Annotated in this window: 25 protein-coding genes; 16 read left to right on the top strand and 9 right to left on the bottom strand. The window is 64.5% G+C overall.

Annotated features, from left to right (window positions below):
- Positions 1–168 precede the first annotated feature (168 nt).
- Positions 169–1,389: an NADP-dependent isocitrate dehydrogenase gene (locus tag CAF53_RS04940; protein ID WP_046764862.1), complete on the bottom strand. Its 1,221-nt coding sequence runs from the start codon at positions 1,387–1,389 to the stop codon at positions 169–171.
- A 180-nt stretch (positions 1,390–1,569) separates the two neighbouring features.
- On the opposite strand from CAF53_RS04940, the gene CAF53_RS04935 reads away from it, so the two are divergent.
- Complete coding sequence (locus CAF53_RS04935; protein ID WP_100237480.1) at positions 1,570–2,304, top strand: phosphatidylserine decarboxylase; 735 nt, start codon at positions 1,570–1,572, stop codon at positions 2,302–2,304.
- Positions 2,304–3,080, top strand: coding sequence for a phosphatidylcholine/phosphatidylserine synthase (locus CAF53_RS04930; protein WP_046764860.1), 777 nt, complete (start codon positions 2,304–2,306; stop codon positions 3,078–3,080). The genes CAF53_RS04935 and CAF53_RS04930 overlap by 1 nt, the downstream gene beginning before the upstream one ends.
- Positions 3,081–3,084: 4 nt before the next feature.
- On the opposite strand, the gene CAF53_RS04925 is transcribed toward CAF53_RS04930, so the two are convergent.
- The gene (locus CAF53_RS04925; protein ID WP_232307594.1) at positions 3,085–3,387 is read right to left on the bottom strand and encodes a hypothetical protein; all 303 of its coding nucleotides are present in this window, start codon (positions 3,385–3,387) and stop codon (positions 3,085–3,087) included.
- Between the two features lie 171 nt (positions 3,388–3,558).
- On the opposite strand from CAF53_RS04925, the gene rpsB reads away from it, so the two are divergent.
- The 12 genes from rpsB (at position 3,559) to rpmE (ending at position 14,961) form a co-directional block, all read left to right on the top strand.
- Positions 3,559–4,317, top strand: a complete 759-nt coding sequence (rpsB, locus tag CAF53_RS04920) for a 30S ribosomal protein S2 (protein WP_046764859.1) — start codon at positions 3,559–3,561, stop codon at positions 4,315–4,317.
- Between the two features lie 100 nt (positions 4,318–4,417).
- On the top strand, positions 4,418–5,344 hold the full coding sequence (tsf, locus tag CAF53_RS04915; RefSeq protein ID WP_046764858.1) for a translation elongation factor Ts: 927 nt from the start codon (positions 4,418–4,420) through the stop codon (positions 5,342–5,344).
- A gap of 170 nt (positions 5,345–5,514) precedes the next feature.
- A complete protein-coding gene (gene pyrH / locus CAF53_RS04910; RefSeq protein ID WP_046764857.1) occupies positions 5,515–6,240 on the top strand; it encodes a UMP kinase in 726 nt (241 codons plus the stop codon).
- Positions 6,241–6,246: 6 nt separating this feature from the next.
- Entirely contained in the window at positions 6,247–6,804 is a 558-nt protein-coding gene (frr, locus tag CAF53_RS04905) for a ribosome recycling factor (RefSeq protein WP_046764856.1), read from the top strand.
- 43 nt (positions 6,805–6,847) lie between these two features.
- Positions 6,848–7,627: an isoprenyl transferase gene (locus tag CAF53_RS04900; RefSeq protein ID WP_046764855.1), complete on the top strand. Its 780-nt coding sequence runs from the start codon at positions 6,848–6,850 to the stop codon at positions 7,625–7,627.
- Positions 7,628–7,632: 5 nt separating this feature from the next.
- Positions 7,633–8,412: a phosphatidate cytidylyltransferase gene (locus tag CAF53_RS04895; protein ID WP_197707365.1), complete on the top strand. Its 780-nt coding sequence runs from the start codon at positions 7,633–7,635 to the stop codon at positions 8,410–8,412.
- Positions 8,409–9,566 carry a 1-deoxy-D-xylulose-5-phosphate reductoisomerase gene (locus tag CAF53_RS04890; RefSeq protein ID WP_100237478.1) on the top strand — a complete coding sequence of 386 codons (1,158 nt, stop codon included), beginning with the start codon at positions 8,409–8,411 and terminating at the stop codon, positions 9,564–9,566. Before CAF53_RS04895 ends, CAF53_RS04890 begins: the two co-directional genes overlap by 4 nt.
- On the top strand, positions 9,563–10,696 hold the full coding sequence (gene rseP, locus CAF53_RS04885; protein WP_046764852.1) for an RIP metalloprotease RseP: 1,134 nt from the start codon (positions 9,563–9,565) through the stop codon (positions 10,694–10,696). Before CAF53_RS04890 ends, rseP begins: the two co-directional genes overlap by 4 nt.
- A 112-nt stretch (positions 10,697–10,808) precedes the next feature.
- Entirely contained in the window at positions 10,809–13,466 is a 2,658-nt protein-coding gene (bamA, locus tag CAF53_RS04880) for an outer membrane protein assembly factor BamA (RefSeq protein ID WP_046764851.1), read from the top strand.
- Positions 13,466–14,122 (top strand): OmpH family outer membrane protein, encoded by a 657-nt coding sequence (locus tag CAF53_RS04875; RefSeq protein WP_100237477.1) that lies wholly within the window; start codon positions 13,466–13,468, stop codon positions 14,120–14,122. Before bamA ends, CAF53_RS04875 begins: the two co-directional genes overlap by 1 nt.
- A 7-nt stretch (positions 14,123–14,129) precedes the next feature.
- The gene (gene fabZ, locus CAF53_RS04870) at positions 14,130–14,612 is read left to right on the top strand and encodes a 3-hydroxyacyl-ACP dehydratase FabZ (RefSeq protein WP_100237476.1); all 483 of its coding nucleotides are present in this window, start codon (positions 14,130–14,132) and stop codon (positions 14,610–14,612) included.
- Positions 14,613–14,736: 124 nt separating this feature from the next.
- On the top strand, positions 14,737–14,961 hold the full coding sequence (gene rpmE, locus CAF53_RS04865) for a 50S ribosomal protein L31 (protein WP_007687040.1): 225 nt from the start codon (positions 14,737–14,739) through the stop codon (positions 14,959–14,961).
- A gap of 177 nt (positions 14,962–15,138) precedes the next feature.
- Here rpmE and phoB read toward each other — a convergent pair whose 3' ends face one another.
- The 7 genes from phoB to CAF53_RS04830 all read right to left on the bottom strand — a co-directional run bounded on the left by phoB (position 15,139) and on the right by CAF53_RS04830 (position 22,472).
- Entirely contained in the window at positions 15,139–15,840 is a 702-nt protein-coding gene (gene phoB / locus CAF53_RS04860) for a phosphate regulon transcriptional regulator PhoB (protein WP_046764849.1), read from the bottom strand.
- Between the two features lie 2 nt (positions 15,841–15,842).
- Entirely contained in the window at positions 15,843–16,535 is a 693-nt protein-coding gene (gene phoU, locus CAF53_RS04855; protein ID WP_046764848.1) for a phosphate signaling complex protein PhoU, read from the bottom strand.
- Positions 16,536–16,557: 22 nt separating this feature from the next.
- The gene (gene pstB / locus CAF53_RS04850) at positions 16,558–17,328 is read right to left on the bottom strand and encodes a phosphate ABC transporter ATP-binding protein PstB (RefSeq protein ID WP_242443385.1); all 771 of its coding nucleotides are present in this window, start codon (positions 17,326–17,328) and stop codon (positions 16,558–16,560) included.
- Positions 17,329–17,363: 35 nt separating this feature from the next.
- On the bottom strand, positions 17,364–18,608 hold the full coding sequence (gene pstA, locus CAF53_RS04845; protein WP_046764847.1) for a phosphate ABC transporter permease PstA: 1,245 nt from the start codon (positions 18,606–18,608) through the stop codon (positions 17,364–17,366).
- Positions 18,605–19,999 carry a phosphate ABC transporter permease subunit PstC gene (pstC, locus tag CAF53_RS04840; RefSeq protein WP_046764846.1) on the bottom strand — a complete coding sequence of 465 codons (1,395 nt, stop codon included), beginning with the start codon at positions 19,997–19,999 and terminating at the stop codon, positions 18,605–18,607. The genes pstA and pstC overlap by 4 nt, the downstream gene beginning before the upstream one ends.
- Before the next feature lie 10 nt (positions 20,000–20,009).
- Entirely contained in the window at positions 20,010–21,065 is a 1,056-nt protein-coding gene (locus CAF53_RS04835; RefSeq protein ID WP_046764845.1) for a substrate-binding domain-containing protein, read from the bottom strand.
- Between the two features lie 153 nt (positions 21,066–21,218).
- A complete protein-coding gene (locus tag CAF53_RS04830; protein WP_046764844.1) occupies positions 21,219–22,472 on the bottom strand; it encodes an ATP-binding protein in 1,254 nt (417 codons plus the stop codon).
- A gap of 99 nt (positions 22,473–22,571) precedes the next feature.
- Between CAF53_RS04830 and CAF53_RS04825 the strand changes: the two genes are divergently transcribed.
- Entirely contained in the window at positions 22,572–22,997 is a 426-nt protein-coding gene (locus CAF53_RS04825; RefSeq protein ID WP_100237475.1) for a hypothetical protein, read from the top strand.
- Between the two features lie 165 nt (positions 22,998–23,162).
- The gene (locus CAF53_RS04820) at positions 23,163–24,347 is read left to right on the top strand and encodes a glycosyltransferase (RefSeq protein ID WP_100237474.1); all 1,185 of its coding nucleotides are present in this window, start codon (positions 23,163–23,165) and stop codon (positions 24,345–24,347) included.
- Positions 24,348–24,363 lie beyond the last annotated feature (16 nt).

Below are 24,363 nucleotides of genomic sequence, written 5' to 3'. Positions count from 1 at the left end.
ACCTCCCGCACCGTCCCGGTTCCATGGAAAAGGCGACGCCGATGGGGCGTCGCCTCGTTCCGTTAGCGTACTGAACCGCGCGGATGCGGATCAGTTCCCTCTGAGCATTTCCAAGTTCGCCGGGATAGCCGACGGCTCGCGGAATGCAGATGGTTCAGGCCCGTCGGATCAGGCCCACTTGCCCATGGCTTCTTCCAGGTTCACGCGGATCGCCTCGAAGAACTGCTCGGTGGTCATCCATGCCTGCTCCGGACCGATCAGCAGGGCGAGGTCCTTGGTCATCGCGCCGCTCTCGACGGTTTCGACGCAGACCTTCTCCAGCGTTTCGGCGAACTTGGTGACTTCCGGCGTCTCGTCGAACTTGCCGCGATAGGAAAGGCCCTGGGTCCAGGCGAAGATCGACGCGATCGGGTTGGTGGAGGTCGCCTTGCCCTGCTGGTGCTGGCGATAGTGGCGGGTCACGGTGCCGTGCGCGGCTTCCGCTTCCACGGTCTTGCCGTCGGGCGAGAGCAGCACGGAGGTCATGAGGCCGAGCGAGCCGAAGCCCTGCGCAACCGTGTCGGACTGAACGTCGCCGTCATAATTCTTGCACGCCCAGACGAATTTGCCGCTCCACTTCAGGGCGGAGGCGACCATATCGTCGATCAGGCGGTGCTCGTAGACGGCGCCGACCTTCTTGAACTCTGCCGCAAACTCATTGTCGAACACTTCCTGGAACAGGTCCTTGAAGCGGCCGTCATAGGCCTTGAGGATCGTGTTCTTGGTCGACAGATAGAGCGGCCAGCCGCGACCCAGCGCATAGTTCATGCTGGCGCGAGCGAAATCGCGGATCGAGTCGTCCAGATTGTACATGCCCATGGCGACGCCGGAGCTCGGGAAGTTGAAGACGTCCTTCTCGATCTTATCGCCATTTTCGCCGTCCCACACCATGCGCAGCTTGCCGGGGCCAGGGACGAGGAAGTCGGTGGCGCGATACTGGTCGCCGAACGCGTGACGGCCGATGACGATCGGGTCGGTCCAGCCGGGGACCAGGCGCGGCACGTTGCGGATGACGATGGGTTCGCGGAACACCACGCCGCCCAGGATGTTGCGGATGGTGCCGTTGGGCGACTTCCACATTTCCTTCAGGCCGAATTCCTCGACGCGGGCTTCGTCGGGGGTGATGGTGGCGCATTTCACGCCGACGCCATGTTCCTTGATCGCGTTGGCGGAATCGATGGTGATCTGGTCGTTGGTCTCGTCGCGTTTCTCGACGCCAAGGTCGTAATATTTGAGGTCGATGTCGAGATAGGGGAGAATGAGGCGCTCACGGATCCATTGCCAGATGATCCGCGTCATTTCGTCGCCGTCGATCTCCACGACGGGGTTTTTCACCTTGATCTTAGCCATAGCGCCTATTCGCTTTCTTCGTTCGGGTGGAATTTGGGACCCGCCCTAGGCAAAGCGGCGGCAATGTTCAACTGCGCAGTTTGTCCGGGTAATGGCGTTTGCAGGGTAGGATCATTTCATGGGTCCGGGAGCGGGATCGGGCGTTGTCACTGTAACTGACTGTGCCTAAAGACGGTGCCCATGGAAAATGACGAACTGACCGTCGCGCTGGGCGGCAATGTGAAATGGCGATTTCCTTCCGTGCATCCGGAGGGCGTCAAATTCGGCCTGATCGCGGCGGCGATCACCGCCGTGCTGTTCCTGGTCGGCTGGGAGATTCCCGGCTGGCTGATGGTGATGGTGACGATCTGGGTGCTGGCCTTCTTCCGCGATCCGGTGCGTGCCGTGCCGCAGGACGAGCGTGCCATCGTCGCGCCCGCCGACGGGCTGGTGACGCTGATCCAGCGGGTGCCGCCGCCGCGCGAGATGGCGGGCCCGGACGGGCTGGGCGACCAGCCGATGATCCGCGTGTCGATCTTCATGAGCGTGTTCGACGTGCATATCAACCGCACGCCGATCGGGGGCATGGTGAAGTCGGTGGTCTATATATCGGGCAAGTTCCTGAACGCCGATCTCGACAAGGCAAGCGAGGATAATGAGCGGCAGCATATACTGGTCGAGCGCCATGACGGGGTGCGGATCGGCTTCACGCAGATCGCGGGCCTGGTGGCGCGGCGCATCGTGCCGTTCGTGAAGCCGGGCGACATGGTCGCGGCGGGGCAGCGCATCGGCCTCATTCGCTTCGGCAGCCGGGTCGACGTCTATCTGCCAGCGGGTACCGCGCCGCGGGTCGTATTGGGGCAGCGTACCGTGGCGGGCGAGACGATCCTCGGCCAGATCGGCGACATGCGCGTGATTTCGGGGATTCAGCAATAATGCGGCAGCGGCGCGCCATCCCGCGCGGCCTGCGCCGGGGGATCACCCTGCGGATGGTGGCGCCCAATGCCGTGACGGCGATGGCGCTGTGCTTCGGCCTGACCGGCGTGCGCTACGGCATTTCGGGCGAGTGGGAGAGGGCGGTGCTCTCCATCCTGATCGCTGGCGTGCTGGACGGGCTGGATGGACGGATCGCCCGGCTGTTGCGGGGGGAAAGCCGTTTCGGGGCGGAACTGGACTCGCTGTCGGATTCCATCGCTTTCGGCGTGGCGCCTGCACTGGTGCTCTATCTCTGGTCGCTGCATGCCATGCCGAAATTCGGCTGGATATTCGCCCTGGCGCATGCGCTGTCCTGCGCGCTGCGGCTGGCGCGGTTCAACGCCAATATCGATGCCGATGTACAGCCGCACAAATCGGCCGGTTTCCTGACCGGCGTTCCGGCGCCTGCCGGGGCGGGGCTGGCCTTCGTGCCGCTCTATCTCTGGCTGGTGACGGGCGAGCCGCTGTTCCGTGAATGGTATGTGGTGGCGCCCTGGACGGCCTTCACCGCTTTCCTGATGATCTCCAGCATCGCGACTTATAGCTGGTCGGCGCTTCGGCTGCGCAAGCGGATCAGGCTGGAGGCGATCGCGCTTGCGGGGTTGCTGGCGGCGCTGCTGATCACCGATCCCTGGCTGACGCTGCTGGTCCTGTGCGCCCTTTACCTCTCGCTCATCCCCTTCGGCATGATGTCCTATGCCAAGGTGCGCGGCCAGCGGTCGGGCGAGGGGCAGTAGTTCCTCAGGCGGCGAAGGCGGCGGCCGGGAAGGCCGGACCGGACCGGCGCATGGCCGGAACAGCGCGGCGGCGGGTGATCCGCAGGCGATAGACCTGCACTTCCTGCGGGATGGGCTCGAACGTCAGCGCCGCGACGATCTTGTCATGATAAAGGGCGAACATCGCGATGATGGTGCCTGCGGCAAGCAGGAACGATCCGATGAAAACACATGCTGCGACCAGTGCGAACATAAGCAGATCACTTTCCGTCTTGCCATTTTCACGGCTTGGTTCACTATGGGTGAGCAAATGGCCGAAAACCGTCATTTGTTCCCTATGTTCTTCTTATGTTCCATCCAGAATGGAGAGTCAACCCCTTGCATTGGCTTTCCCGGCTCGCTAAAGGCGCGCCCATTCCACATGGGAATCGACATATCCGGTGCCTGGCGTGACGCCCGGTTCCTGATTCCCAGAGGTGTAACCGGAAGGAGAACTATTATGGCGGCACCTGTCGTCACCATGCACCAATTGATCGAGGCTGGCGCCCATTTCGGCCACCAGACCCACCGCTGGAACCCGCGCATGAAGCCGTACATCTTCGGCGAGCGCAACGGCATCCACATCCTCGACCTGTCGCAGACCGTGCCGCTCTTCGGCCGCGCGCTGGACTTCGTGTCGGCGACCGTCGCCGCCGGTGGCAAGGTGCTGTTCGTCGGCACCAAGCGCCAGGCGCAGGATCCGATCGCTGAAGCCGCCCGCAAGTCGGGCCAGCATTTCGTCAACCATCGCTGGCTGGGCGGCATGCTCACCAACTGGAAGACCATTTCCGGCTCGATCAAGCGTCTGAAGACCCTGGAAGAGAAGCTGTCGGGCGACACCCACGGCTTCACCAAGAAGGAAGTCCTTCAGATGACCCGCGAGCGCGAGAAGCTCGAACTGTCGCTGGGCGGCATCCGCGACATGAACGGCATTCCCGACGTCATGTTCGTGATCGACGCCAACAAGGAAGAGCTGGCGATCAAGGAAGCCAACACGCTGGGCATCCCGGTCGTCGCGATCCTCGATTCGAACGTCTCGCCCGACGGCATCGCCTTCCCGGTTCCGGCGAATGACGACGCCAGCCGCGCGATCCGCCTCTACTGCGATGCCATCGCCGCCGCCGCCACCAAGGGCAACCGTGGTGCGCAGCAGGCTTCGGGCGTCGATCTGGGCGCTCTGGACGAGCCGGAGGCCGAAGAGGTCGTCGCTCAGGCCTGAGGCGCGGTCTTCGAACTGCAAGATTGACAGGCTAGGGCGCGCTCCACTGGAACGCGCCCTAGCGCTTATTGGAAACACCCGAAACATTAGGAGCCTCAACATGGCCGAGATTACCGCTGCCGCCGTCAAGGAACTGCGCGACCGTTCGGGCGCGGGCATGATGGATTGCAAGAAGGCGCTCACCGAAGCCAATGGCGACATCGAAGCGGCCACCGACTGGCTGCGCGCCAAGGGTCTGGCCGCCGCGCAGAAGAAGTCGAGCCGCACCGCCGCTGAAGGCCTGGTCGGTGTCGCCGTCGCCGGCACCAAGGGCGTCGCCGTCGAAGTGAACAGCGAAACCGACTTCGTTGCCAAGAACGACCAGTTCCAGGATTTCGTGCGCACCGTGTCCACCATCGCGCTGGAGAACGGCGTTGCCGACGTCGACGCGCTGGCGAACGCTGCCTATCCCTCGGGCGGCACCGTGGCCGAGAAGTTGGTCGCCAATATCGCCACCATCGGTGAAAACCAGACCCTGCGCCGCGTCGGCCAGGTCGAAGTGAGCCAGGGCGTGGTCGTTCCCTACGTCCACAATGCGGCTGCTCCGGGCCTGGGCAAGATCGGCGTGCTGGTTGCGCTGGAAGGCGACGCCTCAGTCGACGTTTTGGAGCCGCTGGGCAAGCAGATCGCGATGCACATCGCCGCTGCCTTCCCGCTGGCGCTGTCGGCTGCCGATATCGATCCGGCCCTGCTGGAGCGGGAGCGCGCCATCGCCGCTGAAAAGGCCGCCGAATCGGGCAAGCCCGCCGAGATCGTCGCCAAGATGGTCGACGGCGCGGTCGCCAAGTTCGCCAAGGAGCAGGCGCTGCTCAGCCAGCTTTTCGTGATGGACAACAAGACCCCGGTCGCCGACGTCGTCGCCAAGGCGGCCAAGGATGCCGGCGCGTCGATCACGCTGAAGAGCTATGTTCGCTTCCAGCTCGGCGAAGGCATCGAGAAGGAAACGAGCGACTTCGCCGCTGAAGTCGCCGCTGCCGCTGGCGTCTGATCCGACAGATGGTTCGCTTCGGGCGGTGTCGGGAGGCAGAGGCTTCTCGACAAGCCGGGAGCGGACGCTAAGGAAGTTCGGGGTTTCAAAACCCTGCTTCACATAATGGCGCGCGCTGCTTAAGGTGCGCGCCATTTCCTTGCCCAATCATAAAAGGAACAGCGCCCCGCATGACCCGACCCGCCTTCAAGCGCATCTTGTTGAAACTCTCGGGCGAAGTGCTGATGGGGCAGGGGCAGTTCGGCATCGAGCCGGAGACCGTGAACCGCGTCGCCGGGGAGATCGCGGCGGCCAAGGATGCGGGCTTCGAACTGTGCGTGGTCGTCGGCGGCGGCAATATCTTCCGGGGTCTTGCCGGGGCGGCCAAGGGGTTCGACCGGGCGAGCGCCGACTATATGGGCATGCTGGCCACGGTCATGAACGCACTGGCGGTGCAGAATGCGCTCGAGAAGATCGGCTATGACACCCGCGTCCAGTCCGCCATTCCGATGGCGTCGGTCTGCGAGCCCTATATAAGGCGCAAGGCGGTGCGGCATATGGAAAAGGGCCGGATCGTGATCTTCGCGGCGGGCACCGGCAGCCCCTTCTTCACCACCGACACCACGGCGGCGCTGCGCGCGGCGGAAATGGACTGCGACGCGCTGTTCAAGGGCACCAGCGTCGACGGCATCTACAATGCCGATCCCAAGAAGGTGCCGGACGCCGCGCGTTACGAGGAAATCAGCTTCGATCAGGTGCTGAATGATAACCTCAAGGTCATGGACGCGAGCGCCATTGCCCTCTGCCGCGAAAACAATATCCCCATCGTCGTGTTCAACATTCGCGAAACCGGCAATCTGGCCAAGGTGCTGGCCGGCGACGGTGTGGCGACGATCGTGCAAAATCAGGAGCGCTGAAACAAAATGGCTCAATATGACAAGGCCGACCTCGAACGCCGCATGCACGGCGCCGTCGAATCGCTGAAAGGCGATCTGGCGGGCCTGCGCACCGGCCGCGCCAATATCCAGTTGCTCGATCCCGTGACGGTCGAGGTCTATGGCGCGCATATGCCGCTCAACCAGGTGGCGACCGTTTCCGCGCCCGAACCGCGCATGCTGTCGGTGCAGGTGTGGGACAAGACCAATGTCGGCCCCTGCGACAAGGCGATCCGTTCGGCGGGTCTCGGCCTCAATCCGATCGTTGACGGCCAGACGCTGCGCCTGCCGATCCCGGACCTGACGGAGGAACGCCGCAAGGAACTGGCCAAGCTCGCCAGCAAATATGCCGAAGGCGCCCGCGTCGCCGTGCGCAATGTCCGCCGCGACGGCATGGACAGCCTGAAGACCGACGAGAAGAAGGGCGAGCTCAGCGAGGACGAGCGCAAGCGGCTGGAAACCGAAGTCCAGAAGCTGACCGACAGCACCATCGCTGATATCGATGCGGCGGCGGCGGCGAAGGAGAAGGAAATTCTCGGCCAGTGAGCCGAGGCTTTCCACTCTTCCTCATGGCGCGAACGACCATCTGATGGCCAGCCAGGCCAAGCCCGACCTCAGCAGTGGTGCGCCAGCCCATGGCGCGCGCCCCGTCGACGGCATCCGCACGGGGTCCCCCGGACCCCGTCACGTCGCCATCATCATGGATGGCAACGGACGCTGGGCGAAAAAGCGTTTCCTGCCGCGCATCGCCGGCCATCGCGCGGGGGTGGAGGCGGTGCGCCGCGTTGCCCGCGCGGCGCGGGAAATGGGGCTGGAATGCCTGACGCTCTACGCCTTCTCCTCGGAGAACTGGAAGCGCCCGGCGAGCGAAGTCGCGGACCTGATGGGTCTGTTGCGCCATTTCATCCAGTCCGACCTGGATGAATTCCATGCCAATGGCGTGCGGTTGCGGATCATTGGCCATTATCAGGCGCTAGACCCGTCGCTGGTCGAACTGATCGAGGAAGCGATGGCGCGCACGGCCGCGAATACCGGCCCGATCATCGCCATTGCGCTCAATTATGGAGCGCAGGACGAACTGGTGCGGATGGCGCAGATACTGGCCCGCCGCGTGGCCGCCGGAGAGATCGCGGCGGAGGAGATCGGCATCGGTGACATCGATGCGGCGCTCTACACCGCCGATCTGCCGCCGCTGGACCTGATGATCCGTACCTCGGGCGAGCAGCGGCTCAGCAATTTCATGCTGTGGCAGGCCGCCTATGCGGAACTGTATTTCACCGACATGTTGTGGCCGGATTTCGACGCGCGGGCGCTCGCCACGGCACTGGATGCCTTCCGCCTGAGGGACCGCCGTTTCGGCGGGCTGTGACGTGCATGTCGAGTGAGCTTCGCACCCGCGCAGTGGTTGGCGCCATCCTCATATCGGTGGCGCTGGGCGCGTTGTTTGCCGGCGGATTCCTGTTCTGGCTGCTGTTGGTCGTCGCTGGCGTGCTGATGCAGGGTGAATGGGGCGATTTGACCGGGGCGACGCCGGAGAACCGTAAACTGGCGATGTTCGCCATATCGGTGCCTTTGGCGATCCTGTGTCCGGTCGCGGCCGGGGTGTCGTGGCTGGCCTTCGGACTGATGACGGCCGCCTTCTTCTTCGTAGCGCTGGTCGGACGGTCGGTGAAGCTGGCGCTGGGCGTGCCCTATATCGTCGTGCCGGTGATGGCGCTGCTGTTCCTGCGCGAACAGGCGCCCGATCTTCGGGGTCTGCTGCTGGCCTTCTGGGCGCTCGCACTGGTATGGGCGACGGATATCGGCGCTTATTTTGCCGGTCGCTCCATCGGCGGGCCAAAGCTGGCGCCGCATGTCAGCCCGTCCAAGACCTGGTCGGGCCTGGGCGGGGGCATATTGGCGGCGCTGTCGGTGGGGTTCCTGCTCCATCATTTCGTCGGATTGCCGGTCCAGCTTGCGGCGGCTAGCGGTCTGCTCGCGGTGGCCGCGCAGCTTGGCGACCTGCTCGAAAGCTGGATGAAGCGCCGGGCCGGGGTCAAGGACAGCGGGACGCTGCTCCCTGGACATGGCGGTGTGATGGACCGGCTGGACGGCGTGGTCGCCGCAGCGCCCTTGGCGGCGATCTGCTATATCTTTCTGGTGTTGTCCTCATGAAGACGGTTTCGATCTTTGGTGCGACCGGGTCGGTCGGCATGTCGACGCTGGACCTGATCCAGCGCGAACCCGACGCCTATCGGGTCGTCGCGCTCACCGCGCATAGCGATGTGGCGGGTCTCGCCGCCGCTGCGCGCCAAAGCAATGCGAAGATCGCCGTCATCGGTCAGGAAGCGCATTATCGGGCTTTGAAGGACGCGCTGCGCGGTTCCGGCGTGGAGGCGGCGGCGGGCGAGGACGCTCTGGTCGATGCCGCGCAGGCCGGGGCGGAATGGAGCATGGCCGCGATCGTCGGTTGCGCGGGATTGCGCCCGACCATGGCGGCGCTGAAGGCAGGCGGCACCATTGCCCTTGCCAACAAGGAATCGCTGGTGTCGGCGGGCGCGCTGATGATGGACGCGGTTGCCGCGTCCGGCGCCACGCTGCTGCCCGTCGACAGCGAGCATAATGCGATATTCCAGTGCCTGGCGGGCAGCCGTCTGGACGATGTGGCAAGGATCACCCTGACGGCCAGCGGTGGCCCTTTCCGCACCCGCAGCCGGGAGGAGATGCGTGGCATCACCCCGGCGCAGGCGGTCGCCCATCCCAATTGGTCGATGGGCGCGAAGATCAGCGTCGACAGCGCGACGATGATGAACAAGGGGCTGGAACTGATCGAGGCGGCGCATCTCTTCCCGGTCGGGCTCGACCGGATCGAGATCCTCGTCCATCCCCAGTCGGTCATCCATAGCATGGTCGAATTTCGCGATCGTTCCACCTTGGCACAGCTCGGTTCGCCCGACATGCGCATTCCGATCGCCCACGCGCTCGCCTGGCCGGAGCGGATCGCGACGCCCTGCCAGCCGCTCGATCTTGCCCGGATCGGCCGTCTGGATTTCGAGGCGCCTGATGAGGAGCGCTTCCCGGCGCTGCGCCTGACGCGGCAGGCGGCGCAGGCGGGCGGCGCGGCCCCCGCCATATTGAACGCCGCCAATGAGGTCGCGGTCGCGGCCTTCCTTAAAGGCGCCATCGGCTTCCTTGATATCGCCATGATTGTGGAGGATGTCCTGAACCGCTATAGCGCGCCTGTGCCCCGCCAGATCGACGATGTGCTGGAAGCGGACGCGCAGGCGCGTAATATGGCCGCACAAGTGATGGAAAGATTGACCGCTTGATCCAGAATCCCGGTTTCCTGCTGACTGTACTCGCTTTCGTGGCAGTCATCGGACCGCTCGTCTTCGTGCATGAGCTGGGCCACTATCTGGTGGGCCGCTGGTGCGGGGTGAAGGCCGAGGCCTTTTCCATCGGCTTCGGCCCCGAAATCGCAGCCTGGGTGGACAGGCGGGGCACCCGCTGGCGTTTGGGCGCGCTGCCGCTGGGTGGCTATGTGCGGTTCAAGGGCGACATGAACGCCGCCAGCCAGACCGATCCGCGCTGGCTGGAAATGCCGGCGGCCGAGCGGGCGCAGAGCTTCCCCGCCAAGCCGTTGTGGCAGCGGGCGGCGATCGTCGCGGCGGGACCGGCGATCAATTTCCTCTTCGCCATCCTGATCCTGGCGACCTTCGCCTTCGTCCATGGCGAGAGCCGCACGCCCGCTGTGGCGGGACAGGTGCAGGCAGGCAGCGCGGCTGCCGCGGCGGGCATCGTCGCGGGCGATCGCATCGTCTCGCTCAACGGGCGGGAAATGGCGACCTTCGACGATATTCGCCTGTTCGCGCAAATCCGCCCTGGCGAGCCTGTCACCATCATGATCGACCGCAAGGGCAAGCTGTTCGAAAAGCAGGGCAAGGTCGGCGCGATCGAGGAGGATGACGGCTTCGGCAACAAGTTCCGCATCGGCCGCCTTGGCATCGCGCCCGGCGAACCGGTGATCGAGCCGGTGAGCCTGCTGCGCGCGCCGGTCGTCGCGATCGAGCGGACGGGTCAGATCATCCGCACCATGGTCGAAACCCTGGGCCAGATCATCGGCGGCGGCCGGTCGGTCAAGGAATTGGGCGGGCCGCTCAAGATCGCGGAGGTTTCGGGTCAGGCGGCCACGCTGGGGGTGGAGAGCTTCGTCTTCTTCATGGCCCTCATCTCGATTAATCTGGGATTCATCAATCTCTTGCCAATCCCCATGCTGGATGGCGGCCATCTGCTGTTCTACGGGGTGGAGGCGATACAGCGGCGGCCCGTCAGCCCGCAGGTGCAGGAATGGGCTTATCGCTCGGGTCTGGCGGTCCTGCTGGCGATGATGGTGCTGGTAACATTCAACGATTTATCCTCTTTCGGTCTCTGGGATCGTCTGTCCGGCTTGATCGGCTGAGCCGTATCGGGCAGGAGGACGCGATTTGGCGCCGTCTTTCCGGATGTGTACGGAATGAGTCCGGCGTGAACGACATGTTGCTTTTTGGTAGAAGGTGGAGCGGGTGACAGCGATGAAGAGCAGCAACAGGCACCGCCCGGTCGTCGTGGCCCTGTTGGCGACCACGATGATCGCGGGCATGTCTGCGGTTCCGGCTGTGGCGCAAAACGCCCCGCCGGCTCCTGCCCCTGCGCCCGTCCCTGCGACGACGCCCACGGCCGGAACGATCCGCAATATCGCCGTGACCGGCATCCAGCGTCTGGAGCCGGACACGGTGCTGTCCTACACCAAGCTGCGCGTCGGCCAGACCTTCACCCAGGAATCGCTCGACCAGGCGTTGCGCGACCTTTACGAGACGGAGCTGTTCGCCGACGTCCAGATCCGCAACGACAATGGCGCGCTGACCGTCGAGGTGAAGGAAAACCCGGTCATCAACCGCATCGTCCTTGAAGGTAATAAGCGCCTCAAGGAAGACAAGATACGTCCTGAAATAAAACTGGCTCCGCGCCAGATCTATACCCGCTCGAAAGTGCGCGCCGACGTCGCCCGCATCATCGAACTGTATCGCCGCCAGGGCCGCTTCGCCGCGACGGTCGAGCCGAAGATGGTGCAGCTCGACCAGAACCGCGTCGACATCGTCTTCGAGATCAGCGAGGGCCCCAAGTCCAAGGTCCGCCAGATCAACATCATCGGCAACGAGAAGTTCAAGGACGGCGAACTGCGCGGCCAGATGGTGACGAAACAGTCGCGCTGGTTCCGCATCTTTTCCTCGGGCACCAGCTACGATCCCGACCGCCTGGCCTATGACCAGCAGAAGCTGCGCCAATTCTACCTGACCAACGGCTATGCCGATTTCCGCGTGATCTCGGCCGTGGCCGAACTGACGCCGGACAAGCAGGACTTCATCATCACCTATGTGGTCGAGGAAGGGCAGCGCTACAAATTCGGCGATGTGAAGGTCGAATCCGACATTCGCGACCTGTCGGGCGATTCGCTGACCAAGATGCTGCCGATGAAGAAGGGGCAGTGGTACAATGCCAAGCAGGTCGAGGACACGGTCGACACGCTGAGCGAGACCGCAGGCCTGTTCGGCTATGCCTTCGCGGACGTCCAGCCGGACTTCAACCGCGACAAGGACACGCTGACGATGGGGATCGATTTCCGCATCGCCAACGCGCCGCGCGTCTATGTCGAGCGGGTCGACATCAACGGCAACACGCTGACGCAGGACAAGGTCGTGCGCCGCGAATTCCGTCTGGCGGAAGGCGACGCCTTCAACAGCTTCCTGGTCAAGCGTTCGAAGGACCGCATCAATTCGCTCGGCTTCTTCCAGGAAAAGCTGGACGTCGAGCAGAAGCCGGGTTCCGCGCCCGACCGGATCGTGCTGGAAACCAACGTGCAGGAAAAATCGACCGGCGAACTGTCGCTGTCGGCCGGCTTCTCCTCGCTGGAACGCTTCATCGTCTCGGCGTCGATCACCCAGCGCAACTTCCGCGGCAAGGGGCAGGAACTGCGCACCAGCGTCAATTATTCGGCATACAGCAAGTCGGTGGAAGTGGGTTTCACCGAACCCTATTTCATGGACAAGAATATCGCGCTGGGCGGCGACATCTATCGGCGTGACCTCAACAGCTTCCGTTATCTGAACAATAACGACCGCGACACGACCTATAAGCAGACGACCACCGGGTTCCAGCTCCGCGCGGGCGTGCCGATCACCGAATATATGTCGCTGGCGTTGCGCTATACGCTGAACCTGGACGATGTGACGCTCGACAAGAATACCTATTATTCCGATCCGGACGGCGCGGGCCCGCTAGGGCTCCAATGCGATCCGTTGCTGGCCGGCCGTTATCTTTGCGATGCGATCGGCAAGCGGACGACCTCGTCGCTCGGCTATTCGCTGATCTATGATACGCGCGACAACCGCATCCGTCCGACGCGTGGGCAGAACATCGTTCTCAGCCAGGATTTTGCGGGCCTGGGCGGCAGCGTCAAATATGTGCGCACGCGGCTCAACGGGGCCAAATATTGGCCGTTGGGCAAGGGCTTCATCTTCTCGCTTTCGGCCGAAGGCGGCTATATCCACAGCCTGGAGGGGGATCGCCGGGATGCGTCGGGCGAGCTGGTCGATCCGATCCGCCTGACCGATCGCTTCTTCCTGGGCGAACCGCAGATTCGCGGTTTCGACATCCGCGGCGTCGGCCCGCGCGTGAAGCGTTGGTATCTGACCAAGGATTCGAACGGCACTTATGTCCGCCAGTCGGGCAACAGCAATGTCTCCGACGACGCGTTGGGTGGCCGCATCTATTATATGGCGCGCGCCGAAGTGGAGATTCCGCTGGGTTCGGGCGCCCGGGAAATGGGCCTGCGTCCGTCGGTCTTCCTCGATGCTGGCGCCGTTGCCGGTCTGCGCAACCCCAAGGTGACCGGCCATTCGCCGGGCGTATGTTCCAATATCTCGACCGGCCAGCGTACGCCCGCGGTGAGCGATGGCGTCTGCCCCGGAGACAATATCACAGACCCGACGCAGAACACGCACACGCTGATCATCGGGCCGTTTGAAGAAGAATATCTGGGCGACACGCTGAAACCGCGCGTGTCCGTCGGCTTTGGCGTCAACTGGAACTCGCCCTTCGGCCCGTTCCGCATCGACATCGCCAAGGCCCTGCTCAAGGAACCAGGGGACGACACCAAACTCATCACCTTCAACGTAGGGACTCAATTCTGATGAAGACGATTTTCAAGGCTGCCGCGCTCGTTCTCGCGCCGATGACCACCGTGGCGCTGACCAGCGTTCCGGCCGCCGCCCAGTCGAAGACCGGCATCGCCGTCGTCGACCTACAGCGCGCCGTGGCCACCAGCGCCGCCTATTCGACCGCGCGCACCCAGATCCAGACCACCTACAAGGCGCAGATCGACAGCTTCACCGCGCGCAAGAACGCCATCGACGCCGACCTCAAGGCGAAGGGCACCGCCCTGGAAGCCGCGATGAAGGCGGCCGGCAACAAGCCGACCCCGGCGATCCAGACCCAGTATGAAGCCTATCAGAAGGCCGGTCAGGACGGTCAGGCCGAATTGCAGCGCCTGGGCCAGCCGATCGCGCTCGCCAACGCCTATGTCGAGGAACAGATTTCGGCCAAGCTGTCCGATGCGCTCAAGGCTGCCATGACCCAGGCGAAGGTCGACCTGATCCTGTCGCCCGACGCGACCGTCTCCTACCAGCCGACCGTCGACATCACCCAGTCGGTCGTGACCCAGCTCAACGCGCTGGTGCCCAGCGTCGGCATCACGCCGCCGGCCGGCTGGCAGCCGGGCCGTCAGGGCCAGGCCGCTGCCCCGGCCGCCGCGCCCGCCAACCCGTCGCAGCAGCCGACGTCGCGCTGATCGCTCGATGACGGATCAGGTTGTTACGGTTGCCGACGCCATCGGCCCCTTCGATATTCGCGGGGTCATGGCGTCGCTGCCGCACCGTTACCCTATGCTGCTGGTCGACCGCGTGGTTTCGATCGTGCCCAACACATCGATCCACGCGATCAAGGCGGTGTCGATCAACGAGCCTTTCTTCCAGGGCCATTTCCCCGGCCGTCCGATCATGCCGGGCGTGCTGATCGTGGAGGCGATGGCGCAGGCTGCGGGCGTACTCACCGTCCAGTCGCTGAACCTCGCGGGGTCGGGCAAGCTCGTCTATTTCATGAGCATCGACGCGGTGAAGTTCCGCAACCCGGTCGAGCCGGGCTGCCTGCTCGACCTGCATGTGGAGGTCGTGCAGATGCGCGGCGCCGTCTGCAAGTTCAGCGGCAAGGCGACGATCGACGGAAAGGTCCATGCAGAGGCCAATTTCGTCGCGATGATCGCCGATCCGCCGAAGGATTGAGGATCAGAGGGGAGGGGCTGGCTTCTCCCCTTGCTTTTGCGCGAGAACCCATGTAACCGCGCGCCTTCGCTTGTTTTTCGCATCCATGGCCGGTCGGAAACCGGCCCCTAGACGGAGCACACCCATGAAGGCCGATACGCATCCCGATTACCACTTCATCACCGTCCAGATGACCGACGGCACCACCTTCCGCACCCGTTCGACCTGGGGCAAGGAAGGCGATACGCTGGCGCTCGACATCGACCCCAAGTCGCACCCGGCCTGGACGGGCGGTACCCGCCAGCTTGAGCAGGGCGGCCAGGTGGCACGCTTCAACAAGCGTTTCGGCGGCCTGACGCTGAAGAAGTAATCGCTTCCCTCTGGGACGATATGGAAAGGGCGCCTTCCGGCGCCCTTTTTGTTGGTCTGGATGGGATCACGGGTTTCGCGGGCTTGTAATCTGAAAAGGCAGCGGTCCCGGATCATGTGGGGGTGACGGTCAGGAGCAGATCGGTCTCCGCCCCAGAGCCGGCCGTCGGCAGAAATCTTATGCTACCCCGTCGGTATCCAGCGCATAGCCCGCCGAACGTACCGTACGGATGATGTCGTGATAGCGCCCGTCCGCATTGATCGCCTTGCGCAGCCGGCGGATATGCACGTCGACAGTGCGCAGTTCGATATCGCTGTCCTGCCCCCACACGCTGTCCAGCAATCGCTCGCGTGAGAAGACCCAACCGGGATGCTCCAGGAAATGCTTGAGCAACCGGAATTCCGTCGGCCCGAGCGGGATCACCTGACCGCCCCGGCGAACCTTGTGGCCGACCGTGTCCATCTCGACATCCGAGAAGGTCAGCGTTTCCCCCGCCAGCGCCGGCCGCACGCGCCGCAGCACCGCGCCGACGCGCGCCACCAGTTCGCGGGGGGAGAAGGGCTTGGTCACATAATCGTCGGCGCCGGTCTCCAGACCGCGCACGCGGTCCTCTTCCTCACCTCGCGCGGTCAGCATGATGATCGGCACGTTCGCCGTGCCGTTCATGCGGCGCAGGCGGCGACACACCTCGATGCCGGAAAGGCTCTCCACCATCCAGTCGAGCAGCACGATGTCCGGCACATTCTCCTGTGCCAGCAGCAATGCCTCTTCACCATCGACAGTGTGCGAAACTTCGAAATCCTCGCGCTTGAAATGCCAGATGAGCAATTCGGCCAGCGCCGCGTCATCCTCGACCAGAAGCATCTTGGCCCGCGCCATGCTCAGTCCTCCGCTTGTGCGCCGCCGCGTTCGCGGTCAGGCAGGGTCTGGCCCGTGGCCGCGTAATAGACCATCTCCGCCACGTTGGTGGCATGGTCGCCGATGCGCTCGATATTCTTGGCGATGAACAGCAGGTGCGCGCATTCGCTGATCGTCTTGGGATTTTCGACCATGAAGGTGACCAGCGTGCGGAAGACGCTGTTGTAGAAATCGTCCACCACCGTATCGCGCTCGATCACTGCGACGGCCAGATCCGCATCGCGCGCGGCAAAGGCGTTCAGTGCATCCTGCACCATCTCGCCCGCGACCTGGCCCATCGAAGGAAGAAGCGCGATCGGCTCCTGCGTGCGCTGGTTGGCGGCGATCAGCGGCACGCGCTTGGCGATGTTCTTCGCATAATCCCCGATCCGCTCCACCACGCCGACGATCTTGAGCGCGGCGATCACGTCGCGCAGATCGTTGGCCATCGGGGCGCGGAGCGCGATGATCTCGATCGCGAGCTTCTCGACCTCCGCCTCGATCGCATCGATGCGCTTGTCCTCGGCCACGACGTCCGCCGCCATCACCTTGTCATGGCGTTGCAGCGCCAGCATCGCCTTTTCGATCGCCGATTCCGCGCGACCGCCCATTTCGGCGATCAGCCCGCGCAGCTTGTCCATTTCCTGGTCGAACGCCTTGATCGTATGTTCTGCCATGTCTTGTCTCTCTTGCCCCGGATCAGCCGTAGCGTCCGGTGATGTAATCCTTCGTCCGTTCCGCCTTCGGATTGGTGAAGATGTCGGATGTCACGCCATATTCGACCAGCTCGCCCAGATGGAAAAAGGCGGTCCGCTGCGACACACGGGCGGCCTGCTGCATGTTGTGGGTGACGATCACGATGGCGTAGCGGCCACGCAGCTCGTGGATCAGCTCCTCGATCTTGGCGGTCGCGATGGGATCCAGCGCCGAGCAGGGCTCGTCCATCAGGATCACTTCCGGTTCCACGGCGATCGCGCGGCCGATGCACAGGCGCTGCTGCTGGCCGCCCGAAAGGGCTGTGCCGCTGTCGTGCATCCGGTCCTTCACCTCGTCCCACAGGCCTGCGCGGCGCAGCGACTTTTCGACGATGACGTCGAGGTCCGCCTTGCCATGGGCGAGGCCATGGATGCGCGGGCCATAGGCGATATTCTCGTAGATCGACTTGGGGAAGGGATTGGGCTTCTGGAACACCATGCCGACGCGGGCGCGCAGTTGCACCACGTCCATGCTGGGGGCGTAGATATCCTCGCCGTCCAGCGTGATCGTACCCTCGACGCGAGCGCTCGCCACAGTATCGTTCATGCGGTTCAGCGTTCGCAGGAAGGTCGACTTGCCGCAGCCCGACGGGCCGATGAAGGCGGTCACATTGTCCATGTCGACGTCGATCGACACGCCCTTGATCGCTTGTTTCTCACCGTAGAAGACCTTGACGTCGCGCGCGGTCATCTTGGTTTCGACGGCGGGCGTCATGCTTTCCTGATTTTGGATCATCGCAGTCATCGCGGTTACCACCGCCTTTCGAACTTGTTGCGCAGGTAGATGGCGAGGCCGTTCATCGCGAGCAGGAAGATCAGCAGGACGATGATGGCGGCGGAGGTTTTCTCGACGAAGCCCTTGGACACTTCGTCGGACCAGAGGAAGATCTGTACCGGCAGCACGGTCGCCGGATCGACGATCCCGCCCGGCGGCGTGGCGATGAAGGCGCGCATGCCGATCATCAGCAGCGGCGCCGTCTCGCCCAGGGCGCGGGCCATGCCGATGATGGTGCCGGTGAGGATGCCGGGCAGGGCCAGCGGCAGCACATGGTGGAACACCACCTGCACGGGGGACGCCCCGATGCCGAGCGCGGCGTCGCGGATGCTGGGCGGCACCGACTTGATGGCGTTGCGGCCCGCGATGACGATGACCGGCATGGTCATCAGCGCCAGCGTCATGCCGCCGACCAGCGAGGCCGAACGGGGCAGGTGCAGGACATTGAGGAAGATCGACAGGCCGAGCAGGCCGAAGATGATGGAAGGGACGGCGGCGAGATTGTTGATCGACACTTCGATGATGTCGGTCATCCAGTTCTTGCGCGCATATTCCTCAAGGTAAACGGCGGTCGCGACCCCCACCGGGAAGCTGAGCGCCAGCGTCACCAGCATCGTCAGCAACGATCCCTTGAACGCGCCCCAGATGCCGACCTGCGTCGGATCGGTGCCGTCGCTGGCCGTCAGGAAGCCCATGTTGAAGCCGGTCGACAGCACGCCGGCCTTGTTCAGGCGATCGACCGCCGCTTCGGCTTCGGAGGAACCCTTGCCCTTGGCGGCGAGGTCGATGGCGGTCGAGGCGGGCAGCCTGACCGTTTCGGTGCGCGAGAGAATCTTCGGATCGGCCTTGATCGCATCGCGCAGCGCGGTCCAGGCGGTGGGGGACACCCACTCCTCGGCATCCGCGCCGAGTGCCTTCTTCACGACCTCGCCCGTCACCATCGGCAGATTGGCGTTGGCCAGCGCCTGATCGGTGATCGCGTTGGGATCGAGCAGGAGCGGGGACGCGGGGAAGTCCACCTTCACCGCAATTTCCGTCCGGGTGAAACCGCGAAGGCCGTTGCCCATCATGGTGACGAGCAGGAAAGCCAGGAAAGCCGCCGACAGCAGCACGGCGAGGAGCCCTGCCAGCTTGAACCGACGCTCGGCGGCGTAGCGCCGGGCGATCCGCCTGCGCATCGCGTCCGACCTCCAGTCGGTGGGGTTGCGTGTCGCGGTCATTCGTAAGCCTCGCGATATTTCTTCACGACCCGCAGGGCCACGATGTTGAGCAGCAGCGTGACGATGAACAGCACCAGCCCCAGGGCAAAGGCCGCCAGCGTCTTGGCGCTGTCGAATTCCTGGTCGCCGGTCAGCAACTGGACGATCTGCGTCGTCACCGTCGTCACGCTGGCAAAGGGGTTGAGGGTGAGGTTGGCGGCCAGACCCGCCGCCATCACCACGATCATCGTCTCACCGATGGCACGGCTGACCGCCAGCAGCACGCCGCCGACCACGCCGGGCAGGGCCGCGGGGATCAGCACGCGACGGATCGTCTCGCTGGTGGTGGCGCCCATCGCCAGGCTGCCGTCGCGCATCGACTGCGGCACGGCGGCGATGCTGTCGTCGGCCATGGAGGAGACGAAGGGGATGATCATCACGCCCATCACCAGACCCGCCGCCAGCGCGCTTTCGGAGGAGGCGCCATGGATGCCGATCTTCACCGCGAAGTCGCGCAGGGCAGGGGCGATGGTGAGCGCCGCGAAATAGCCGTAGACCACCGTCGGCACGCCCGCCAGCATCTCCAGCGTGGGCTTCATCCACTTGCGCACGGTCGGGCTGGCATATTGCGTCAGGTAGATGGCGCTCATCAGGCCGAGCGGGATGGCGACGACCATGGCGATGATCGCGCCGATAAAGATCGTGCCCCAGAAGAGCGGCACGGCGCCGAAGGCATCGTCATTGCCATAGCCGAGCGCCGCCGACTGGGGGCTCCACTTCACGCCGAACAGGAAATCCACGGGGCTGACCATGGAGAAGAAGCGGAAGCTTTCCCACAGCAGCGAGGCGACGATGCCCAAGGTCGTGATGATCGCGAGCAGCGATGCGATCAGCAACGTCGCCATCACCAGCCGTTCGACCCGCGTGCGCGCCCGGAAATCGGGGCGGACGCGGGTGAAGGCATAAGCGCCACCGGCAAAGGCCAGCACCAGCGCAAGGGCTGCGCCCGCTATGCCATATTTGCCGATGGCGTCCTTATAGGGTTCGACAAGGCCCTGCGAGAGCGGGTTGAACGCCCCCGCCTGGTTCCCCGTCGCAATCGCCCGCGCCTCGCCCAGAACGGCCGAGCGCGAGAAATCGTCGGCGGGCAGGCTCTGCGCTGCCGGGCTGCTCAGCACGTCCTGCATGACGAGGCCGGGCGCGACATTCGCCCAGACCGCCAGGAAGATGCCGGCGGGCACCAGCGTCCAGAGCGCGACATACCAGCCATGATAGCCCGGCAGGCTATGCACGGCATCGCGGCGGCCCGAAGCCCGCGCGGCGGTTTGCAGCCGCATCGCACGGGCGCGGGCGCTGACCCAGGCGATGGCGCCAAGGCCTGCCAGCAGCAGGAGGATTGCAGGACCTGTCATATTTCCCGTCTTACTTGAGCTGCGAACCGTCGAGGACGGGCAGCGACTTGACCGCTTCGGCGCTGGCCTTGCGGACGGCTTCGGGCGCCGCGACCATGCCGCGCTTGGTCAGCGCGCCATTGGGGTCCCAGTTCGCCGCGAAGGTGTTGAGATAGGCCTGAAGACCGGGGATCGCCTGCATATGCGCCTTCTTGACGTAGATGTAGAGCGGACGGGCACCCGGATAGGTGCCGGTCGACACTGTTTCATAGCTCGCCTCGACGCCGTTGATCGGTACGTCCTTCAGCGTGTCCTTATTCTCTTCGAGATAGCTGAAGCCGAACACGCCCAGCGCATTGGGGTTGGCGGCCAGCTTCTGGACGATCAGATTGTCGTTCTCGCCCGAGTCGACATATTTGCCGTCCTCGCGGATGCGGGTGCAGGTCGCCTTGAACTCGTCCTCGCTCTTCTTCTTGAGCGCTTCCATCGCCGGGTCGGTCTCGCAGCCCTTGGTCAGGATCAGTTCGGCGAGCGAGTCGCGCGTGCCGCTGGTGGACGGCGGGCCGAAGACGGAGATGGCGGTGGCGGGCAGGCTGGGGTCGACATCCTTCCAGGTCTGGGCCTTGTTCGGACCCTTGCCATAGGGGTTGGCGGCCAGCGCCTCATAGACGATCTTGGGCGTCAGCTTGAAGCCGGGACCCTTGTTCGATTCGGCAAAGGCCAGGCCGTCGACGCCGATCTGGATTTCGACGATGTCCTTGACGCCATTCTTCTGGCAGTCCTCATATTCCTTCTTCTTCATCCGGCGCGATGCGTCCGCAATATCGGGATGCTGCGCGCCGACGCCCGCGCAGAACAGCTTCATGCCGCCGCCGGTGCCGGTCGATTCGATGATCGGCGACTTCATGCCGGCATTGCCCTGAACGAACATTTCCGCGATCGCGGTGGCGAAGGGATAGACGGTCGAGGAACCGACCGCGCGGATCTGGTCGCGCGTGCCGCCGGCCGCGCCGCCGGACTGCTGGCCGCAGCCAGCGAGGGTAAGTGCAGCCGCAGTGGTCGCGGCGAGCAGTGCGATACGCTTCACGGGTAATCTCCTTCGTCCAAAGGCCGCGATTCGCTTCTCGCTGCCCCCTCTGGGCATGCGCCGTAGCCGCGGTACGTCGCGCCTTTGTGACAATCTGATTGCACTTTTATGACAATGGCGCCGGAAGCGCGATCCGTCGTCCTATATTTTTCATCAAGCCCTTGCCGCCACGGCTTTTTCTTCGACGACCATGCGGGGCAGCAGAATGGTGATGGTGGTGCCCTTGCCCAGCACGCTGGCAATGTCGAGCCGCCCGCGATGCCGCTCCACTATATGCTTGACGATGGCGAGACCCAGGCCCGTGCCGCCCACCGCGCGGCTGCGCCCGGAATCGACGCGATAGAAACGCTCGGTCAGGCGCGGCAGATGATCGGGGCCGATGCCTTCGCCCTCGTCCGCGACGCAAAGGCGCAGCATGCCGCTGGGCCCGTCCGCCAGCGCGACGCGGATCGGCGTTCCGGCGCGGCCATATTTGACCGAATTGCCGATCAGATTGTGCAGCAGTTGCGACAGTTGCGCCCGGTCGCCCTGCACGTCGGGCAGGTCGGGCGCGATCTCCATCTGGACCTCGCGGCCGCGTTCGCCATGGCTGGTGCGGAACACGCCGACCACCTCGGCCACGAGGCCGGACAGGTCGACGGCGCTGTCGGGCGCGCGATATTTCTCCGCTTCGATGCGGGAGAGGGAGATGAGGTCGTCGATCAGCCGCTGCATCCGCCGGGCCTCGCCGTCCATGATCTTCAGGAAGCGCTGGCGGGTCTCCTCGTCCCGGCCCAGTTCCGGGTCGGCCAGCGTCTCGATGAAGCCCAATATCCCGGCCAGCGGCGTGCGCAGTTCGTGGCTTGCATTGGCGACGAAATCGACGCGCATCTTCTCGGCCGCATGGGCGCCGCTATGATCGGCCAGATGGACCAGCCGCCTGACCTGCTCAGGTTCCCCGACCGGTGCGATCCGCATCTGCCAGCGCTGTTCGCGACTGCCCAGGCCCACCAGTTCGACCATCACCGGCTCCGCCATCGGCGCGAGGCTGGCAAGCCGTTCGGCGGCGGCGGGGTGGCGGATGGCGATCCGCGCGTCCTCCCCCTCGATATGCGCACCGAGCAGGCGTTGCGCCGCACGATTGGCGCAGATGATCCGTCCGCGCTCGATCAGCATCAGCGGATCGGATATGCCCTCCAGCAGGCCGCGGGCATCGGGGTGGGCGATGATGTCCGGCATTTCCGCGACCGCCGCGGGTATTTCGTCCGGCCGGTCCTGCCCCCCCGCCGCGATGACGAGCACCACCAGCCCCGCCAGCACGGGCAGGATGATCTCGATCGGCCCCGCACCGATCATCAGCGCGCCCCCTGTCGCCAGCAGGAGGACCGCCAGGGAAGCGGTGATTTGGGAGCTGTTGAGGCGATTCATGGTTACCACGCTGGATATTCGGCGCATTTGCTGCAAAAGGCTGTCGCAATAGCGTGCAGTTTTTACATTTTGGCAAGCGCGATAGCGGATCAGTATGACATGAGCGAGTCACTGCCTCATCAGGACAATCCGGAGCCGGACGAAGACGGGCTCGACCTGGCCGCGCCTTCGCGCCGCCAGTTGCTGATGGGTGGGGCGGTGGCGGCTTCGGCCATCGTCTCGATCCGCCCGGCGCTGGCGAATACGGCCGCTTCGGTGCTCAACTGTACGATCCCGGTGCCGGACCAGGGGCGTTCGGGCAATTATATCGCGCCCAATGGGCAGGTCGTGCCGGCGGGCACGCAGGGTGCTTTCCCCGGAGCCGGACGGGGTTATACGGGCGAGCAGGTGAAACAGGCGATGCGCGGCGGTCGTTTGCCGGGCACGGGCTATGAACAGAATCAGGCCTATCTGAACTATATCCGCCGCCTCCAGTCCGGGACGAGCGGCTTTACCTGCTACGCATCGTTGCAAATGCCGCGCTGAACGACGGCGCGATTCCCCAGCGGAATTTTTAAGGCCAGCGAACTTTTTGCGGCCAGTGAACTTTTACGGCCAACGAACTTTTACGGCCAACGAACTTTTACGGAATGCCTGCGTTGACGGCGTCGTGAGTTCAACTTCCCGATACGGCGCAACAAGGGCGACCTCATGTTTCATGCACCCCATCGGGTGACGCAATATCATTCGGTTGCGATCTATCTTTACGAACCCAGCGATGGCGGCCTGGATCGGGTGGCGATCCTGCTTGCCAATCATCTGTGGAAAAGCGGCCTCGACGTCGAACTGTGGATGACGCGGACGGACGGACCGGCGGCCGATATGATCGACCCCGGCCTGACCGTGCGCTGCCTGCCCGCTCCCCCTTTCAACCGGCGGCTGTCGATGATCGCGCAATTCCCGGCGCTGGCGGCGATGGTGCGGCGGCGCCGTCCCGACATCCTCTATTCGGCGGGCAATCAGAGCAACATGCTGTGCGCGCTCGCCGCAATGGGTACGGCGACGCGGGCGGTCGGCCGTATTTCCAACCCGATCGTCCGTCCCAACCAGCGCGGCCTGTCGGCCTGGATCAGGCGCACCCGCTTTCGCGCTATCGCCAGGGCCAGCGCGATGACGATCGTGATGGGGGAGGCGGACCGGTTGACGCTGGCCCGGGCCGGGCCTCTGGCGGGGCGCCGGGTGACGTTGCTGCCGCGTCCCACCGTCACCCCTTTATTGGAACGGCTGCGGCAGGATCGCGAGCCGAGGCAGAAGGGGGCGCCCTGGCGATTGCTGATGGTCGGGCGGTTGGCCGAGCAGAAGGATCAGGCGACGGCGCTTCATGCGCTGGCCCGGCTGAAACATGTCGACTGGCGGCTCGATATCGTGGGGCAGGGGCCTTTGCGCCGCGATCTGGCGGCTCTGTGCGAGCAACTCGACATCGCCGGGCGGGTCGAATTTCATGGCTTCATCGGCGATCCGGCAAGATTAGGCACGCTGATGGCAGGGGCGGACCTGTTGCTCCAGCCGTCCCGTTGGGAGGGACTGGTCGCGACGCTGATCGAGGCGCTGGGTTGCGGGACCGGCGTGGTGGCGACGGATTCCACGCCCAATATCCATTCGGTGCTGGCGGCGGCGGGACAGCATGCACCGGTGCCGGTGGGGAATGCGGCGGCCTTTGCCGATGCCATCCTCTGGGCGCTGGCGCATCCGGTTTCGCCGGCCCGCCTGGGTGAGGCGGTGCGGGAACATGGTGCCGAACGCGCCCTCGACGCCTATTTGCGGGCCTTCGCCCGACTGGTGCCGCCCAATGGTCCTCAATGGAACGGTATCACGCAAAATGGCCTGACGCGTTAGGCACTTGGCTACGCCT

The sequence above is a fragment of the Sphingobium sp. LB126 genome, assembly GCF_002795205.1.
GTDB lineage: Bacteria > Pseudomonadota > Alphaproteobacteria > Sphingomonadales > Sphingomonadaceae > Sphingobium > Sphingobium chungbukense.
This window is presented reverse-complemented; position numbering and strand designations above follow the sequence as displayed.

Coding starts and splice junctions, on each gene's coding strand:
- pstA (WP_046764847.1), bottom strand. CDS start 18,608: ATGACCGCGACACGCAACCCCACCGACTGGAGGTCGGACGCGATGCGC.
- CAF53_RS04930 (WP_046764860.1), top strand. CDS start 2,304: ATGCGGCAGCGGCGCGCCATCCCGCGCGGCCTGCGCCGGGGGATCACC.
- CAF53_RS04900 (WP_046764855.1), top strand. CDS start 6,848: ATGGCCAGCCAGGCCAAGCCCGACCTCAGCAGTGGTGCGCCAGCCCAT.
- CAF53_RS04820 (WP_100237474.1), top strand. CDS start 23,163: ATGTTTCATGCACCCCATCGGGTGACGCAATATCATTCGGTTGCGATC.
- CAF53_RS04890 (WP_100237478.1), top strand. CDS start 8,409: ATGAAGACGGTTTCGATCTTTGGTGCGACCGGGTCGGTCGGCATGTCG.
- bamA (WP_046764851.1), top strand. CDS start 10,809: ATGAAGAGCAGCAACAGGCACCGCCCGGTCGTCGTGGCCCTGTTGGCG.
- CAF53_RS04925 (WP_232307594.1), bottom strand. CDS start 3,387: ATGACGGTTTTCGGCCATTTGCTCACCCATAGTGAACCAAGCCGTGAA.
- CAF53_RS04830 (WP_046764844.1), bottom strand. CDS start 22,472: ATGAATCGCCTCAACAGCTCCCAAATCACCGCTTCCCTGGCGGTCCTC.
- CAF53_RS04825 (WP_100237475.1), top strand. CDS start 22,572: ATGAGCGAGTCACTGCCTCATCAGGACAATCCGGAGCCGGACGAAGAC.
- CAF53_RS04895 (WP_197707365.1), top strand. CDS start 7,633: ATGTCGAGTGAGCTTCGCACCCGCGCAGTGGTTGGCGCCATCCTCATA.
- pstC (WP_046764846.1), bottom strand. CDS start 19,999: ATGACAGGTCCTGCAATCCTCCTGCTGCTGGCAGGCCTTGGCGCCATC.
- tsf (WP_046764858.1), top strand. CDS start 4,418: ATGGCCGAGATTACCGCTGCCGCCGTCAAGGAACTGCGCGACCGTTCG.
- rpmE (WP_007687040.1), top strand. CDS start 14,737: ATGAAGGCCGATACGCATCCCGATTACCACTTCATCACCGTCCAGATG.
- fabZ (WP_100237476.1), top strand. CDS start 14,130: ATGACGGATCAGGTTGTTACGGTTGCCGACGCCATCGGCCCCTTCGAT.
- pstB (WP_242443385.1), bottom strand. CDS start 17,328: ATGACGCCCGCCGTCGAAACCAAGATGACCGCGCGCGACGTCAAGGTC.
- phoU (WP_046764848.1), bottom strand. CDS start 16,535: ATGGCAGAACATACGATCAAGGCGTTCGACCAGGAAATGGACAAGCTG.
- CAF53_RS04935 (WP_100237480.1), top strand. CDS start 1,570: ATGGAAAATGACGAACTGACCGTCGCGCTGGGCGGCAATGTGAAATGG.
- CAF53_RS04875 (WP_100237477.1), top strand. CDS start 13,466: ATGAAGACGATTTTCAAGGCTGCCGCGCTCGTTCTCGCGCCGATGACC.
- frr (WP_046764856.1), top strand. CDS start 6,247: ATGGCTCAATATGACAAGGCCGACCTCGAACGCCGCATGCACGGCGCC.
- pyrH (WP_046764857.1), top strand. CDS start 5,515: ATGACCCGACCCGCCTTCAAGCGCATCTTGTTGAAACTCTCGGGCGAA.
- CAF53_RS04940 (WP_046764862.1), bottom strand. CDS start 1,389: ATGGCTAAGATCAAGGTGAAAAACCCCGTCGTGGAGATCGACGGCGAC.
- phoB (WP_046764849.1), bottom strand. CDS start 15,840: ATGGCGCGGGCCAAGATGCTTCTGGTCGAGGATGACGCGGCGCTGGCC.
- rpsB (WP_046764859.1), top strand. CDS start 3,559: ATGGCGGCACCTGTCGTCACCATGCACCAATTGATCGAGGCTGGCGCC.